Annotated in this window: 15 protein-coding genes and 1 other annotated feature; all 15 genes read right to left on the bottom strand. The window is 36.0% G+C overall.

Features of this window, described 5'->3' with window-relative positions; all coding sequences use genetic code 11:
- On the bottom strand, nt 1–387 hold a 387-nt coding region (locus PP176A_RS09290; RefSeq protein ID WP_200796113.1), incomplete at its 3' end, for a GTP-binding protein.
- A 28-nt stretch (nt 388–415) separates the two neighbouring features.
- Complete coding sequence (gene fusA / locus PP176A_RS09285) at nt 416–2,485, bottom strand: elongation factor G (protein WP_071140202.1); 2,070 nt, start codon at nt 2,483–2,485, stop codon at nt 416–418.
- Between the two features lie 57 nt (nt 2,486–2,542).
- Nucleotides 2,543–3,013, bottom strand: a complete 471-nt coding sequence (gene rpsG, locus PP176A_RS09280) for a 30S ribosomal protein S7 (RefSeq protein ID WP_071140201.1) — start codon at nt 3,011–3,013, stop codon at nt 2,543–2,545.
- A 123-nt stretch (nt 3,014–3,136) separates the two neighbouring features.
- Nucleotides 3,137–3,550 carry a 30S ribosomal protein S12 gene (gene rpsL, locus PP176A_RS09275; protein WP_071140200.1) on the bottom strand — a complete coding sequence of 138 codons (414 nt, stop codon included), beginning with the start codon at nt 3,548–3,550 and terminating at the stop codon, nt 3,137–3,139.
- 25 nt (nt 3,551–3,575) lie between these two features.
- The gene (locus PP176A_RS09270; RefSeq protein ID WP_071140199.1) at nt 3,576–3,818 is read right to left on the bottom strand and encodes a ribosomal L7Ae/L30e/S12e/Gadd45 family protein; all 243 of its coding nucleotides are present in this window, start codon (nt 3,816–3,818) and stop codon (nt 3,576–3,578) included.
- Nucleotides 3,819–3,920: 102 nt separating this feature from the next.
- A complete protein-coding gene (gene rpoC / locus PP176A_RS09265; RefSeq protein WP_071140198.1) occupies nt 3,921–7,478 on the bottom strand; it encodes a DNA-directed RNA polymerase subunit beta' in 3,558 nt (1,185 codons plus the stop codon).
- A 63-nt stretch (nt 7,479–7,541) separates the two neighbouring features.
- The gene (rpoB, locus tag PP176A_RS09260) at nt 7,542–11,225 is read right to left on the bottom strand and encodes a DNA-directed RNA polymerase subunit beta (RefSeq protein WP_071140197.1); all 3,684 of its coding nucleotides are present in this window, start codon (nt 11,223–11,225) and stop codon (nt 7,542–7,544) included.
- Between the two features lie 348 nt (nt 11,226–11,573).
- The gene (gene rplL / locus PP176A_RS09255; RefSeq protein WP_071140196.1) at nt 11,574–11,957 is read right to left on the bottom strand and encodes a 50S ribosomal protein L7/L12; all 384 of its coding nucleotides are present in this window, start codon (nt 11,955–11,957) and stop codon (nt 11,574–11,576) included.
- Nucleotides 11,958–11,992: 35 nt separating this feature from the next.
- Nucleotides 11,993–12,529 carry a 50S ribosomal protein L10 gene (gene rplJ / locus PP176A_RS09250; protein WP_071140195.1) on the bottom strand — a complete coding sequence of 179 codons (537 nt, stop codon included), beginning with the start codon at nt 12,527–12,529 and terminating at the stop codon, nt 11,993–11,995.
- Between the two features lie 27 nt (nt 12,530–12,556).
- Nucleotides 12,557–12,685: a sequence feature (ribosomal protein L10 leader region), on the bottom strand.
- 59 nt (nt 12,686–12,744) lie between these two features.
- Nucleotides 12,745–13,443 carry a 50S ribosomal protein L1 gene (rplA, locus tag PP176A_RS09245; RefSeq protein WP_071140194.1) on the bottom strand — a complete coding sequence of 233 codons (699 nt, stop codon included), beginning with the start codon at nt 13,441–13,443 and terminating at the stop codon, nt 12,745–12,747.
- Nucleotides 13,444–13,485: 42 nt separating this feature from the next.
- Nucleotides 13,486–13,911: a 50S ribosomal protein L11 gene (rplK, locus tag PP176A_RS09240; RefSeq protein ID WP_071140193.1), complete on the bottom strand. Its 426-nt coding sequence runs from the start codon at nt 13,909–13,911 to the stop codon at nt 13,486–13,488.
- Between the two features lie 97 nt (nt 13,912–14,008).
- Complete coding sequence (gene nusG / locus PP176A_RS09235; protein WP_373419512.1) at nt 14,009–14,566, bottom strand: transcription termination/antitermination protein NusG; 558 nt, start codon at nt 14,564–14,566, stop codon at nt 14,009–14,011.
- A gap of 35 nt (nt 14,567–14,601) precedes the next feature.
- On the bottom strand, nt 14,602–14,808 hold the full coding sequence (gene secE / locus PP176A_RS09230; RefSeq protein ID WP_071140191.1) for a preprotein translocase subunit SecE: 207 nt from the start codon (nt 14,806–14,808) through the stop codon (nt 14,602–14,604).
- A gap of 31 nt (nt 14,809–14,839) precedes the next feature.
- The gene (gene rpmG, locus PP176A_RS09225; protein ID WP_071140190.1) at nt 14,840–14,989 is read right to left on the bottom strand and encodes a 50S ribosomal protein L33; all 150 of its coding nucleotides are present in this window, start codon (nt 14,987–14,989) and stop codon (nt 14,840–14,842) included.
- A gap of 244 nt (nt 14,990–15,233) precedes the next feature.
- The coding region (locus PP176A_RS09220) for an EF-Tu C-terminal domain-related protein (protein ID WP_373419511.1) at nt 15,234–15,675 on the bottom strand (442 nt) is incomplete at its 5' end.

The raw sequence follows: 15,675 nt of genomic DNA, 5'->3' as shown, positions 1-15,675 counted from the left end.
TACTCCTACCTGTCTTGCCAGCAATATATGCTCCCTTGTCTGAGGCATTGGCCCGTCTGCTGCTGATACTACAAGTATTGCTCCGTCCATTTGAGCTGCTCCTGTTATCATATTCTTTATATAATCTGCATGTCCCGGACAGTCTACATGGGCATAATGGCGTTTCTTCGTCTCATACTCTACGTGTGCTGTTGAGATCGTTATTCCTCTTTCTCTTTCCTCTGGAGCTTTATCTATGTTGTCGTATGTCATTACATTACCTAATCCGTATCTCTTATTCAACACCAATGTGATTGCTGCGGTAAGCGTCGTTTTACCATGATCTACGTGTCCTATTGTTCCTATATTTACGTGTGGCTTATTTCTTTCATAATGTTGCTTTGCCATCTCTTGATTCCTCCTTAAATCTTAAATATTATTTATGACCTAATATTTTCTCAGTAACACTATTTGGCACTGGTTCATAATGATCAAACAGCATCGTATACGTTCCTCTTCCTTGAGTCTTCGAGCGAAGGGTTGTCGCATATCCAAACATTTCTGCCAAAGGCACGAATCCTCTTATAATCTGTGCCCCGCCTCTCATTTCCATTCCTTCTATTTTTCCTCTTCTCGAATTTATGTCTCCAATTACATCCCCCATGTACTCTTCGGGAACTATTACTTCTACTTTCATATGAGGTTCCAACAATACGGGCTTTGCTTTTTTAAAAGCTTCTCTAAATCCCATAGAACCCGCAATTTTAAATGCCATTTCAGAAGAGTCGACTTCATGGTAAGAACCATCATAAAGAGTAACTTTTACATCTATTACCGGATAACCTCCCAGTATGCCGCTTGACATTGCTTCTCTTATTCCATTATCCACAGCTGGAATATATTCCTTTGGAATAACTCCACCTGTTATTGCATTTACAAATTCATATCCCGTCTCAGATTTCAATGGCTCTATTTTTAGTTTTACATGGCCATACTGTCCATGTCCGCCTGACTGTCTGATATATTTGCCTTCTGCTTCAGCAGGAATAGTAATAGATTCTTTATACGCAACCTGTGGAGTTCCTACATTTGCTTCAACTTTAAACTCTCTTAAAAGTCTATCTACTATTATTTCCAAATGCAATTCTCCCATACCTGCTATTATTGTCTGACCTGTCTCTTCGTCTGTATAAGTCTTAAATGTAGGATCTTCTTCAGATAATTTACTTAGTGCTGTAACCATCTTTTCCTGACTCGCTTTTGTTTTAGGTTCTATAGCAACATCTATAACCGGTTCAGGAAATTCCATGGATTCCAATATTATAGGATTGTCTTCACTGCATAGAGTATCTCCTGTTGTTGTATCTCGTAGCCCCACTGCTGCCGCAATATCTCCCGTAAAGGCTTCTTCAACTTCTTTTCGTTTATTAGCATGCATTAAAAGAATTCTTCCTATTCTTTCTTTTTTCCCTTTAGTTGAATTCAAAATGTAGCTTCCGGCCTTCAAAGAACCTGAATAAACTCTAAAATATGCAAGTTTACCAACAAAGGGATCAGATACAATTTTAAATGCCAATGCAGAAAACGGTTCATCATCGGAGGCAATCCTTTCCTCTTCCTCATCCGAATCAACACTCATTCCCTTTACCGGTGGTATATCAGCTGGTGAAGGCATAAAATTCACAATTGCATCAAGCAAAGGTTGAATGCCTTTATTTTTATAAGCAGAGCCACAAAGTACAGGGGTCATTTCAACCTTAGTTGTAGCCACCCTTATAACTTTGACTATTTCTTCGGGAGTTATCTCTTCTCCTTCAAGATATTTTCTCATTAATTCTTCATCATGATCCGATAAAGACTCAAGCAACTTTTCCCTATATTCAGCAGCCAAATCTTTCATATCATCAGGAATTTCTGTTATTTCTATTTTTTCTCCCAATTCATCATGATATATTCTGGCTTTCATATTAATTAAATCCACTACTCCTATAAAATTATCTTCTTTTCCTATAGGCAGCTCAATAGGAACCGGATGAGCCTTTAGCCTTTCTTTAATCATCCTTACAGCTCTATAAAAATCTGCACCAAGTATATCCATCTTATTTATAAAAGCTATCCTGGGTACATGATACTTATCTGCCTGATGCCATACAGCTTCCGATTGAGGTTCTACTCCTCCTTTAGCACAGAAAAGCGCAACCGCACCATCGAGAACACGAAGGGATCGTTCCACTTCCACCGTAAAGTCAACATGCCCTGGTGTGTCTATAATATTAATTCTATGATCTTTCCAGTAGCAAGTAGTAGCAGCAGATGTAATTGTTATTCCTCTTTCCTGTTCTTGTTCCATCCAATCCATTTGGGCAGCTCCATCATGAGTCTCCCCTATCTTGTGAATTTTCCCTGTATAAAAAAGCATTCTCTCCGTAGTGGTAGTTTTACCTGCATCTATATGAGCCATTATTCCGATATTACGTGTTTTCTCTAAGGGTAATTCTCTAGGCACAGTATTCTCCTCCTTTCTGTAACTGATACCTTACTATTAACTATAAACAAATTCACATTACCAACGATAGTGAGCAAAAGCCTTGTTAGCTTCAGCCATCTTATGCATATCTTCTCTTTTCTTAACACTGGACCCTGTATTATTAGCCGCATCCATTATCTCTTTTGCCAGTCTTTCTATCATTGTTTTTTCTCCACGATTTCTTGAGTAAGAAACAAGCCATCGGATAGCTAATGTTTCTCTTCTATCTTGCCTTACTTCTATTGGTACTTGATAAGTTGCACCACCAATACGCCTTGCCTTAACTTCCAATACAGGCATGATATTGTTCATGGCCTTATAAAATATTTCCATAGGATCTTCTCCCGTCTTTTCTTTAATGTAATCAAAAGCTCCATAAACAATACCTTGGGCAACTCCTTTTTTCCCATCCAACATAACCTTATTTATCAATTTTGTTATAATAATGTCATTATATATTGGATCTGGCATTACTTCTTTCTTTGGAATATATCCTTTTCTTGGCACTTTAACTTCCCTCCTTAACCATAAAATAGTTGATTCATTGGTACTCAACAGTCAACCTGCTGACGTGCACAAAAATGCATCTATATAAAAGGTATTCATACTACCTCTGCATTTTAAGCACAATTATTTTTTGGGCTTTTTAGCTCCATACTTGGATCTGCCCTGCATTCTTTTATCCACTCCGGCTGTATCCAACGTTCCTCTTACAATATGGTACCTAACTCCAGGTAAATCCTTAACTCTTCCACCTCTTACAAGAACAACACTATGCTCCTGTAAATTATGACCTATTCCCGGAATATAAGCTGTTACTTCAATACCATTTATAAGTCTTACTCTGGCAACCTTTCTCAATGCTGAGTTAGGCTTCTTAGGAGTAACCGTTTTAACAGCAGTGCAAACTCCTCTTCTTTGAGGCGAATTAACTACATTTGTTCTTTTATTTAAAGAATTGAAATTTACACTTAGCGCAGGAGATTTTGATTTATATTTAACATCTTCTCTGCCCTTTCTTATAAGTTGATTTATCGTAGGCATATGAACACCTCCTTTTAATTAGAATCTATTTAAGTAACGCAGCAACTGCTGCATTAACATCAATATTACATATTTCTCCTAATTCTTTCATTGTATCTATATAAACAATGTCTATTTGCTTTTCTTTGCATAATATTTCTACAGGACTTGTTACTCTTTGTTCTGCATCTTTCGCAATATATACAGTTTGAACTTTATCAGAATTTAAAGCTCTTTTAACTTGTTTTATTCCTACAATTCTTTTATTCTGATTTAAATTCGCTGCCATAATATTCCTCCTTTTAAACATCTTAAAGATTATGTGGATAAATCCACATAATCTTTAATGTAAAAGAATTCATCTTAAATTTAACACTAATACATTTTACCATCAGTTAGTTTGGCTGTCAACAATATTTTCATCCACCATATTTTCATTTGTATTCGGAGATTCATCTACTTTCTCTTCAGTAGGTACTATCTCAATTTCTTTATACCTCTTCATTCCAGTTCCTGCCGGTATCAATTTCCCTATTATTACATTCTCCTTAAGCCCTATGAGATGATCCTCTTTTCCTTTTATTGCAGCATCTGTTAGAACTCTTGTGGTCTCTTGGAAACTTGCAGCCGATAGGAAAGAATCCGTTGCCAATGAAGCTTTTGTGATTCCAAGTAAAGCTCGTTTTCCTGTGGCGGGTTTGCCTCCAAATTTCTCAGTATCATTATTGCTATTTTCAAATTCATGAATATTAACAAGACTTCCCGGTAACATATCCGTATCTCCTGAATCCTCAACTTTTACCTTATTAAGCATCTGCCTTACTATTATTTCAATATGCTTATCATTTATATCAACACCTTGAAGTCTGTATACTCTTTGAACTTCCTTTACCAGATAGTTTTCAACTCCCACAACTCCTTTTATTTTCAATATGTCATGAGGATTTAAACTTCCTTCTGTAATTTCATCTCCTGCCTCTAAGAAATCTCCCGTTCTTACCTTAAGCCTGGAACCATAAGGTATACTGTAAGCTTTGGTTGTGCCATCCTTGGATGTTACCACTGCTTCCTTTTTCTTCTTTGTTTCATTTATTGTTACCTCTCCGGATATCTCCGAAATTTGAGCTAATCCTTTCGGCTTTCTCGCCTCAAATAATTCTTCGACCCTTGGGAGACCTTGTGTAATATCTGCACCAGCAACTCCTCCCGTATGGAAAGTACGCATAGTAAGTTGGGTACCAGGCTCTCCTATAGACTGAGCCGCAACTATTCCTACGGATTCTCCGATATTCACCTCATTACCTGTGGCAAGGTTTCTTCCATAACATTTAGCACAAACTCCGTGACGTGTTTTACAACTGAGGACGGATCTTATTTTTACTTCTTCTAAACCACAATCTTGTATTTTTTTCGCTGTACTTTCACTTATCATTTCATCTTTGCTTACTATTAGTTCTTTTGTAACGGGATCTAAGATATCTTCAAAGGAATATCTGCCAGTTATTCTGTCCTTAAGGTCTTCAATAACTTCCTTTCCATCCTTGAAGGCTTTAGCTATTATATATTGATCTGTGCCGCAATCTTCCTCTCTTACTATAACGTCTTGGCTTACATCTACAAGTCTCCTTGTCAGATATCCAGAATCCGCAGTTCTAAGAGCTGTATCTGCCAATCCCTTTCTGGAACCATGGGTAGAAATAAAGAATTCCAACACACTGAGGCCCTCTCTAAAATTAGCCTTAATAGGTATCTCCACAGTTTTACCTGAAGCACTGGCCATAAGTCCTCTCATTCCCGCTAACTGTCTTATTTGATTTTTGCTTCCTCTTGCTCCTGAGTGAGCCATTATAAATATGTTATTCATTCTGTCCATACCATTCATTAATGCATCCGTTACGTCTTCTGTAGTTTTATTCCATACTTCTATTACCTTCTCATATCTTTCTTCTTCAGAAATAAGTCCTCTCCTATAGGATTTCTCAAGCTTATCTACTTCGGCTTCTGCTTTAGCAATTAATTCTTCCTTTTCCTTTGGCACTACTACGTCATCCATACCTACGCTAATAGCTCCTATAGTAGAATAATGAAAACCTACAGATTTTATATGATCAAGGACCGTTGCGGTAACACTGTTTCCATGTTTTTCATAACATTTTTCAATAATACTGCCCAGTTTTTTCTTATCTACCAAAGTATCTAACTCCAAAGAATATTTATCCTTTGTCCTGTCTACGAAACCTAAATCTTGAGGTATGTGTTCATTAAATATGAACCTTCCTACGGTACTCTCTACTAATTTGCCTCTTTTATCTTCATCATTCAATCTCATTCTTACCTTAACTACAGCATGGATTCCCACATCTTTATTGAAATAAGCATGAATCATTTCATCATAATCTTTAAAGATTTTTCCTGTCCCTTTTTCTCCAGGGTTATCTACTGTCAAATAATAACTTCCAAGAACCATGTCCTGAGTAGGAATAGTTATAGGCTTACCATCTTTAGGAGCCAATATATTATTCACAGAAAGCATAAGAAGTCTTGCTTCTGCTTGAGCCTCTGTCGACAGCGGAACATGGACTGCCATTTGATCTCCGTCAAAATCAGCATTATATGGTGTACATGCTAAAGGATGTAATTTAATAGCTTTTCCTTCCACGAGAACAGGTTCAAAAGCCTGAATTCCAAGCCTATGAAGAGTAGGAGCACGATTTAACAATACCGGATGATCTTTTATAACTGCATCCAATACATCCCATACTGCCGGTTTAACTCTTTCAACCATTCTTTTGGCACTTTTAATATTGTGAGCATATCCCTGCTCTACAAGTTCTTTCATAACAAAAGGTTTAAACAACTCTAAAGCCATTTTCTTGGGAAGTCCGCATTGATAGAATTTTAATTCAGGCCCTACCACTATAACGCTTCTTCCTGAATAATCCACTCGTTTGCCTAAAAGGTTTTGTCTAAATCTTCCCTGTTTTCCTTTAAGCATATCCGAAAGGGACTTAAGAGGCCTGTTCCCAGGACCCGTTACCGGCCTTCCTCTTCTGCCATTATCAATTAAAGCATCGACTGCCTCTTGAAGCATTCTCTTTTCATTTCTTACTATAATATCGGGTGCACCCAAATCAAGAAGTCTTTTAAGCCTATTATTTCTGTTTATAACTCTTCTATACAAATCGTTTAAATCTGATGTTGCAAATCTTCCTCCGTCCAACTGAACCATCGGTCTCAAATCCGGAGGAATAACAGGTACAGCCTCAAGTATCATCCATTCAGGTCTGTTCCCTGATTTTCTAAAAGCCTCTACCACTTCCAGTCTCCTTATTATTCTGATTCTTTTTTGACCGGTAGCATCTTTAAGTTGAATTTTTAGCTCCTTAGATTCTTTATCCAAATCGATCTTCGAAAGAAGTTCTTCAATAGCTTCAGCTCCCATTAAAGCTTTAAATCTATTGCCATATTTCTCAAGAGCTTCTCTATATTCCACTTCTGTCAGCAATTGTTTTTCTGACAATGAAGTATCCCCCGGATTTACAACAATATATGCTGCAAAATATAGAACTTTTTCAAGAGCTCGCGGCGACATATCCAACATAAGCCCCATTCGGCTCGGAATCCCTTTAAAATACCAGATATGAGATACAGGAGCCGCCAGTTCAATATGTCCCATTCTTTCTCTTCTAACCTTTGATTTAGTTACTTCAACTCCACATCTGTCACAAACAACGCCTTTGTATCTTACTCTCTTATATTTACCGCAGTGACATTCCCAATCCTTTGTAGGACCAAATATCTTTTCACAAAACAGTCCTTCCTTTTCGGGTTTTAAAGTTCTGTAATTGATTGTCTCAGGCTTTTTAACCTCTCCCTTTGACCACTGTCTGATTTTATCCGGAGAAGCAAGACCAATTCTAATTGAGTCAAAATTATTTAATTCAAACAAGGAGCGATCTCTCCTTTCTATAATAAAGTTTAAAACTTTATATAAATTAATATAATTGATAAATTATATATTATTGTCATCATCAAAATCTAAAGAATAATCTTCATCATCGTCAAAATCCTCATCTTGTTCTTGTTCTTCTTCATCCTTAGCTATTTTATCATCTTCAGTTACTTTATTTTCATCAATATCTTCTCCTATTAAATCCAAATCTTCTACATCATCATCTGTTGATTCCTTTATCTCTATCTCTTTATCTTCCTCAGTCAACACCTTTACATCTAAAGCTAAGCTTTGTAATTCTTTAATTAACACTTTAAAAGATTCAGGAACACCAGGTTCCGGAATATTTTCTCCTTTAACTATTGATTCATAAGTCTTGACACGCCCTACTACATCATCCGATTTTACAGTGAGTATTTCCTGCAAAGTATGAGATGCTCCGTAAGCTTCCAGTGCCCAAACTTCCATTTCTCCAAATCTTTGGCCTCCAAACTGAGCTTTTCCTCCAAGAGGTTGCTGTGTCACTAAAGAATAAGGTCCGGTAGATCTTGCATGAATTTTATCATCAACAAGATGATGAAGTTTAAGCATATACATATAACCTACTGTTACGGGATTGTTAAAATATTCACCGGTTCTTCCATCTCTTAATAAAATCTTCCCATTTTCAGGATAACCGGCTTTTACTAAAGCATCTATTATATCCTGCTCATTAGCTCCGTCAAAAACCGGAGTTGCTACCTTCCAGCCAAGTTTTTTAGCTGCAAGTCCCAGATGAACTTCCAGTACCTGCCCCAAATTCATACGAGAAGGAACTCCCAACGGATTAAGAACCACTTCAATAGGCGTACCATCTGGGAGATAAGGCATATCCTCTTCAGGAAGTATTCTTGAAATAACACCTTTATTTCCATGTCTTCCACACATTTTATCTCCAACATTTATCTTTCTCTTCGTAGATATATAAACTCTAACCATTTGGTTTACTCCCGGAGATAGTTCATCGCCATTTTCTCTGGTAAATATTTTAACATCTAATATTATTCCTGTTTCACCATGAGGTACTCTTAAGGAAGTATCTCTGACTTCTCTTGCCTTTTCTCCAAATATTGCTCTAAGAAGTCTTTCTTCGGCCGTTAACTCCGTTTCACCCTTAGGGGTTACTTTCCCCACTAATATATCTCCCGACTTAACTTCCGCTCCTATTCGGATTACTCCCCTTTCATCCAAATCCTTAAGCATATCTTCTCCAACATTTGGAATATCTCTTGTTATCTCTTCAGGACCAAGTTTTGTATCTCTTGCCTCTGTCTCATATTCTTCTATATGAATTGAGGTAAGAATGTCTTCCTTAACTAATTTTTCACTTACAAGAACGGCATCCTCATAGTTATATCCTTCCCACGTCATAAAAGCAACAAGAAGATTTTTCCCTAAAGCGATTTCGCCATTATCAGTACTTGGGCCATCAGCTATTACCTGACCTTTTCCTATCCTTTCATCCTGACAAACTATAGGTCGTTGATTAATACACGTCCCCTGATTAGAACGCTTAAACTTCAACAGCTTATATCTGTCGACCTGGCCATCTTCGTCTCTTTTAATCAAAATTTCGTCTGAACTCGCCTTCGTGACAACACCTTTATGGCGAGCAATTGATACTACTCCGGAATCTCTTGCTGCCTTATATTCAATTCCCGTTCCTATTATAGGTGATTCGGTTTTTAATAGCGGAACAGCCTGACGCTGCATGTTCGCTCCCATCAGAGCCCTATTTGCATCATCATTTTCCAGGAAAGGAATCATGGCAGTTCCTACCGATACAATTTGCTTAGGAGATACATCCATGAAGTTTACTTCACTACTTGGAAATATATCAATAACACCCATTTTGCCTCTGGCTATTACCCTCTTATTTACAAATCTGCCTTCTTCATCTAAAACTTCATTTGACTGAGCAATTATATATTCATCTTCTTCATCAGCGGTTAAATAAACTATTTCATCAGTAACCACTCCTCTTTTACTGTCCACTTTTCTGTAAGGAGCTTCTATAAAACCATATTCATTAATTCTGGCGTAAGTAGTTAAAGATGTAATAAGTCCTATGTTAGGTCCTTCTGGAGTTTCTATAGGACACATTCTCCCATAATGAGAATGATGAACATCTCTTACTTCAAATCCCGCTCTGTCCCTGCTAAGACCTCCCGGCCCTAATGCAGACATTCGCCTCTTATGAGTTAATTCCGCTAAAGGATTAGTTTGGTCCATGAACTGGGATAATTGACTGCTTCCAAAAAACTCTTTAATCGAAGCTACTACGGGCCTTATATTGATTAACGCCTGAGGCGTGGCTACATCTATATCTTGTATAGTCATTCTTTCTCTAACTACTCTTTCCATTCTGGAAAGCCCAATTCTAAACTGATTCTGAAGCAGCTCTCCAACGGAACGAAGTCTTCTATTGCCTAAATGGTCAATATCGTCAGTATTTCCTATTCCAAAGAATAAATTAAATTCATAACTTATACTTGCCAGTATGTCGTCAAAAGTAATATGTTTTGGGGAAAGCTCTCTGTGTTTCTCCTCCATTGCCTGTTTCAATTCTGTAGGATCTTTATAATTATTCATAAGTTCTTTCATTGTGGTATAATGAATTTTTCCTTTTAATCCAATATCATCAGTACTAAAGGGTAAATTAAATGCTTTTATATCTACAAAATTATTTCCCAAAACTCTTACCGGTCTTTCATCTTCGCTCATTATATCTACTTTATTTATTCCTCGGTTTTCTATCTCAATTGCTTTTTCCCTGTTAATCATTTCGCCTCTTCCGACGACTATTTCTCCCGTTTGAAAATCTATAACATTTTCAAAGGCTTTTCTTCCTGCAATACGATTGCGAAGAGCTAACTTTTTATTAAATTTATATCTTCCCACTTTGGCCAAGTCATATCTTTTGGAATCGAAAAACAAGTTGTTCAGCAATGTACTGGCACTTTCAACTGTCGGAGGTTCTCCCGGTCTTAACTTCTTATATATTTCTATTAATGCTTCTTCTTCAGATTTAGTATTATCCTTTTCAATTGTTCTCAAAACCTGTTCGGTTTCTCCAAGATATTCAATTATTTCCACATTGCTGTTAATCCCTAAAGCTCTTAAAAAAGTAGTAATAGGGAGCTTTCTCGTTCTATCAATTCTAACATATATAACGTCATTAGAATCTGTCTCATACTCAAGCCACGCTCCTCTGTTAGGTATAACAGTAGATGAATAAAGTTTTTTCCCTACTTTATCAAATTCATCTGCAAAATAAACTCCCGGAGATCTTACCAACTGACTAACTACAACTCTCTCGGCTCCATTAATAATAAACGTACCTTTTTCCGTCATCAACGGAAATTCACCCATGAATACTTCTTGTTCTTTAACTTCTCCTGTTTCTTTATTTATAAGCCTAACTTTTACTTTTAAAGGTATAGAATAATTTACATCCCTCTCTCTTGCTTCCTCTTCACTGTACTTAGGTTCTTCATCCATATCATAATCTACAAATTCAAGTATTAAATTACCTGTATAGTCCTGTATCGGAGAAATGTCCTCAAATACTTCCTTCAGCCCCTCTTTTAAAAACCACTCATAGGAGCTTCTTTGAACCTCAATCAAATCTGGCAGTTCTAATACTTCCTTAATTCTTGAATAACTCATTCTTTCACACTTACCATATGTAACAGGACTTACCATTAAATTTTCACCCCTTATTAAAACTAAAATAGCCAAAAGTATTGGTTACTTTTGGTAATCTGTGTTGAGAGTATATCTATTATAGTATTGACAAGTGCGTAATTATTTATACAACCTATTTATTTTTTCGACTATTATGCATCTTTTTATATTACCACTATTAAGTAAAGATGTCAAGTTGATTTATTCAATATTTTTGAACAATAAAAAAGGCTTCTATATAAGCATTAATATATTTAGAAAGCCTTTTTTAAACTCATTTAACGGAAAATATACACTAAGGTATATATGATTCCCCTATGGGTTATAAAAGAACTCTCAATATTGAGAGTTCTTTTATATAATAATTTATTTTAACTCTACCGTAGCTCCTACTTCTTCTAACTTGGTCTTAATTTGTTCAGCCTCATCCTTCGCTACTCCTTCTTTAACCGGCTTTGGAGCACCATCTACCAAGTCCTTAGCTTCTTTTAATCCCAATCCAGTAATTTCTCTTACAACTTTTATAACTTTAATCTTTTGTGCTCCTATTTCGGAAAGAATTACATCAAATTCCGTCTTTTCTTCTGCTGCCGGAGCTGCTCCTCCTGCTGCCGGTGCGGCTGCAACTGCTACCGGTGCGGCTGCACTTACTCCAAACTCCTCTTCCAATGCTTTAACTAATTCTGATAATTCTAAAACCGTAAGGTTTTTAACTTCCTCAATTAAATTTGATACTTTTTCACTTGCCATTTATATATTCCCTCCATCATAATTTTTTATTTAATTTATGCACTTTGTTTTTCCTGTTCTTCCTTTATTGCATTTAAAGTATATACAAGATTTCTAATATTTCCTTGAAGTACATTAACAAATCCCGTTATCGGAGCGTTAAATCCTCCAAGTACCTTTGAAATAAGTACCTCTTTTGATGGCAGAGTTGCTAAAGCTTTAATATCATCTGCCCCTATTATTTTGCCATCTAATATTCCGGCTTTTATTTCCAGATTATCATGATCCTTTGCAAAATCTTGAGTAACTTTTGCCGCCTGAACAGGATCTTCTAAACTGAAAACAACTCCATTAGGTCCATTTAAATATTGGTTAAATTCCTCATACCCTGTATCTTTAAAAGCAAATTTCATAAGAGTATTTTTATATACCTTATAATCCACTTTAGAGTCTCTGCAATTTTTTCTTAGCTGAGTAATTTCTTCAACATTTAATCCCCTATAATTAACTATGACTATACTTTTGGCGTTATTAATTTTCCCTTTTATTTCTTCAACTATCTCTTTTTTCTTTTGAAGTACTTCTTCTTTCATCTGTCTCACCTCCTCAGAATCCGTTAATCTTTAAAATAAAAAGGCCTCTTCGCAGATACGGAAGAGACCCTAATCTCACAGATCAGTTTATCTCACCTCGGTAGGATTTTTAAACCCATAAGTCCCTACTGTCTACGGCTTAAATATTACATAATTATTAAGCTATATAAATTAAACAACAAAATTGTATCAATAAGATACATTCCTGTCAATAGTTATTCCATAAATTTCTGAGTGTTTAACTTGATTCCAGGACCCATAGTGCTGGAAATAACAATACTTTTTAAATATCTTCCCTTTGATGCGGCAGGCTTTGCTTTAATAACAGCTTCCATTATAGCATCTAAATTCTCCTTCAACTTTTCATCTCCAAAGGATTTCTTTCCTATAGGAACATGAATAATACTTGTTTTATCAACTCTGTATTCTACCTTTCCGGCTTTAATCTCCTTCACTGCTTTTTCTATATCAAAAGTTACAGTTCCGGATTTTGGATTAGGCATTAAACCTTTCGGGCCTAATATCCTTCCTAGCCTTCCTACAACTCCCATCATGTCGGGAGTAGCTACTACCACATCATAGTCAAACCAATTTTCGTTTTGAATTTTAGCTACAAGTTCTTCTCCTCCAAAAAAGTCCGCTCCTGCTTCTTCTGCTTCTTTTAATTTTTCACCTTTAGCGAAAACTAATACTTTTTTAGTTTTTCCTGTCCCATGGGGAAGAACTACTGTTCCTCTTACCTGCTGATCAGCATGTCTTGGATCAACTCCCAATTTTATGGAAAGTTCAATGGTTTCATCAAACTTTGCTTTTGCAGTTTGTTGAACTAATTCTATAGCCTCTTTAGAATCATATAAATTAGTCCTGTCAATTATTTTTAAACTTTCTTGATAATTTTTACCTCTCTTTGGCATAATTTCCCTCCTTGTGGTATTAACGGAATCTCCTCCCACTGTTTATTCTTCTACAACTATACCCATACTTCTTGCGGTTCCTGCTACCATACTCATTGCAGTTTCAATACTTCCTGCATTTAAATCAGGCATTTTAATTTCAGCGATTTCTTTTACTTTAGCCTTGGAAATCTTAGAAACTTTCTTTTTATTTGGTTCTCCTGAACCTGATTCAATTCCTACTGCCTTCTTTAATAGTACGGAAACAGGTGGGGTCTTTGTAATAAATGTAAAAGATCTATCTTGGTAAACCGTTAGAACAACCGGAATTATCATTCCTGCTTGATCTGCAGTTCTTGCATTAAACTCTTTAGTGAAAGCCATTATATTCACACCATGAGGTCCTAATGCTGTACCTACCGGCGGTGCTGGAGTTGCTTTCCCAGCAGGGATCTGAAGTTTCACTATAGCTATGACTTTCTTTGCCATAAATTAACACCTCCTTATTTCCTTCGTGGTTTGTCGGGTAAACCCTCCCACTGTTATATATCTATCTAAAAAAGCTTAATAGCTTTTATAAGCAATTTTACAATTTTTCAATTTGATCAAAATCCAATTCTACAAGAGTTTCCCTTCCAAACATCGAAATATAAACTTTGACTTTTCTCTTCTCTGCATTAATACTTTCTACAGTACCTATAAAACTTTCAAAGGGACCTGCTATAACTTTAATTGCATCCTTGATTTTTAAATCAATGTCTGATACAACTATTTCTTGTACTCCCAACGCTCTTACTTCTTTGTCTGTCAGCGGTACAGGTTTAGATCCTGGGCCTACAAATCCTGTAACTCCTCTTGTATTTCTTACAAGATACCAAGATTCATCATTTATTATCATTTTAACAATAACATAGCCCGGAAAAAGTTTTCTTTCTTTTACCTTTTTTGTCCCACTCTTTGATTCTACATACTCTTCCGTAGGCACAATAACTTCAAATATATCGTCTATTTTTCCTCTGTTTTCCACCATCTTTTCAATATTTGCCTTTACCTTATTTTCATAGCCGGAATAAGTATGTACTACATACCATTTAGCTTTTTTGACTCTCTCTTCTCTTGTTTCAGTCATATCAACCATAAGCATAAGAACCTCTAAATTAGGCCCTTCCCTCCCTCATATTACTTTACAATAAGTCCCAATAAACGATTTATCCCCAAATCCAAAAGCCATACTACAAAACTTACTATTAAACACATGAAAATTACTACTCCCGTGTAATTAATAAGCTCCTTTCTTGTAGGCCATATTACCTTTTTAGTTTCGGATTTAACTCCTCTGAAATATGCACGTAATTTACCCTTTTGAGCATCTGTTTGAGCAGCCATAAAATTCACATCCTTATTTTTATTCTTTTATCTATTTGGTTTCCTTATGAACAGTATGAGTTTTACAGAATTTACAATACTTTTTAAGCTCCATTCTTTCAGGATTCTTCTTTTTATTTTTTGTTGTAGTATAATTCCTTTGTTTACATTCTGTACATGCTAAAATAACCATATCCCTCAATCCAGCCACCTCCTAAAACACTAAATATGCTATATGTTAAATATACAAAAACCCAATTTTACTGCATTACTTAATATAAACTATCACAAATTAAATATTATGTCAATAAAAAATTAAAGTAAAAAAAACCTATCTTCACAAAAATATACAGCATAAATATATTTTATCCTTATCTGTCTTTTTTAATCCTTTAAAAAAGACCAAGTCAAAAGACTTAGTCTTTCCTCTAAAGCTATATTAAATTTTATTCAATAATCTTGCTGACTACTCCGGCTCCAACTGTCTTTCCGCCTTCTCTGATTGCAAATCTTAATCCTTCTTCCATTGCTATCGGCGTTATTAATTCTATCTTGAAGTTTGCATGGTCTCCTGGCATTACCATCTCTACTCCCTCTTCCAACTCTATGTTCCCAGTTACATCTGTTGTCCTGAAGTAAAATTGAGGTCTATATCCGTTGAAAAATGGTGTATGCCTTCCTCCCTCTTCCTTCGTCAATACATATACTTGGGCATTAAATTTTGTATGGGGTGTTATGCTCTTCGGTTTCGCCAATACTTGCCCTCTTTCTATTTCTGCTCTCTGTACTCCTCTTAATAATGCTCCTATATTATCTCCTGCTTGCGCTTCGTCCAATATCTTCCTGAACATCTCTAACCCTGTTACTACTACTGTCCTCGGCTCTGTT

It is taken from the genome of Sporanaerobacter sp. PP17-6a (genome assembly GCF_900095615.1).
GTDB lineage: Bacteria > Bacillota > Clostridia > Tissierellales > Acidilutibacteraceae > Acidilutibacter > Acidilutibacter cellobiosedens.
The sequence above is the reverse complement of the archived record's forward strand: the minus strand, read 5'-3'. Positions and strand labels throughout refer to the sequence as shown.

Coding starts and splice junctions, on each gene's coding strand:
- secE (WP_071140191.1), bottom strand. CDS start 14,808: ATGGCTGCTCAAACAGATGCTCAAAAGGGTAAATTACGTGCATATTTC.
- rplA (WP_071140194.1), bottom strand. CDS start 13,443: ATGCCAAAGAGAGGTAAAAATTATCAAGAAAGTTTAAAAATAATTGAC.
- rpoB (WP_071140197.1), bottom strand. CDS start 11,225: ATGGTAAGTCCTGTTACATATGGTAAGTGTGAAAGAATGAGTTATTCA.
- rplK (WP_071140193.1), bottom strand. CDS start 13,911: ATGGCAAAGAAAGTCATAGCTATAGTGAAACTTCAGATCCCTGCTGGG.
- nusG (WP_373419512.1), bottom strand. CDS start 14,566: ATGCTTATGGTTGATATGACTGAAACAAGAGAAGAGAGAGTCAAAAAA.
- rplJ (WP_071140195.1), bottom strand. CDS start 12,529: ATGAAAGAAGAAGTACTTCAAAAGAAAAAAGAGATAGTTGAAGAAATA.
- rplL (WP_071140196.1), bottom strand. CDS start 11,957: ATGGCAAGTGAAAAAGTATCAAATTTAATTGAGGAAGTTAAAAACCTT.
- rpsL (WP_071140200.1), bottom strand. CDS start 3,550: ATGCCTACGATAAATCAACTTATAAGAAAGGGCAGAGAAGATGTTAAA.
- PP176A_RS09270 (WP_071140199.1), bottom strand. CDS start 3,818: ATGGCAGCGAATTTAAATCAGAATAAAAGAATTGTAGGAATAAAACAA.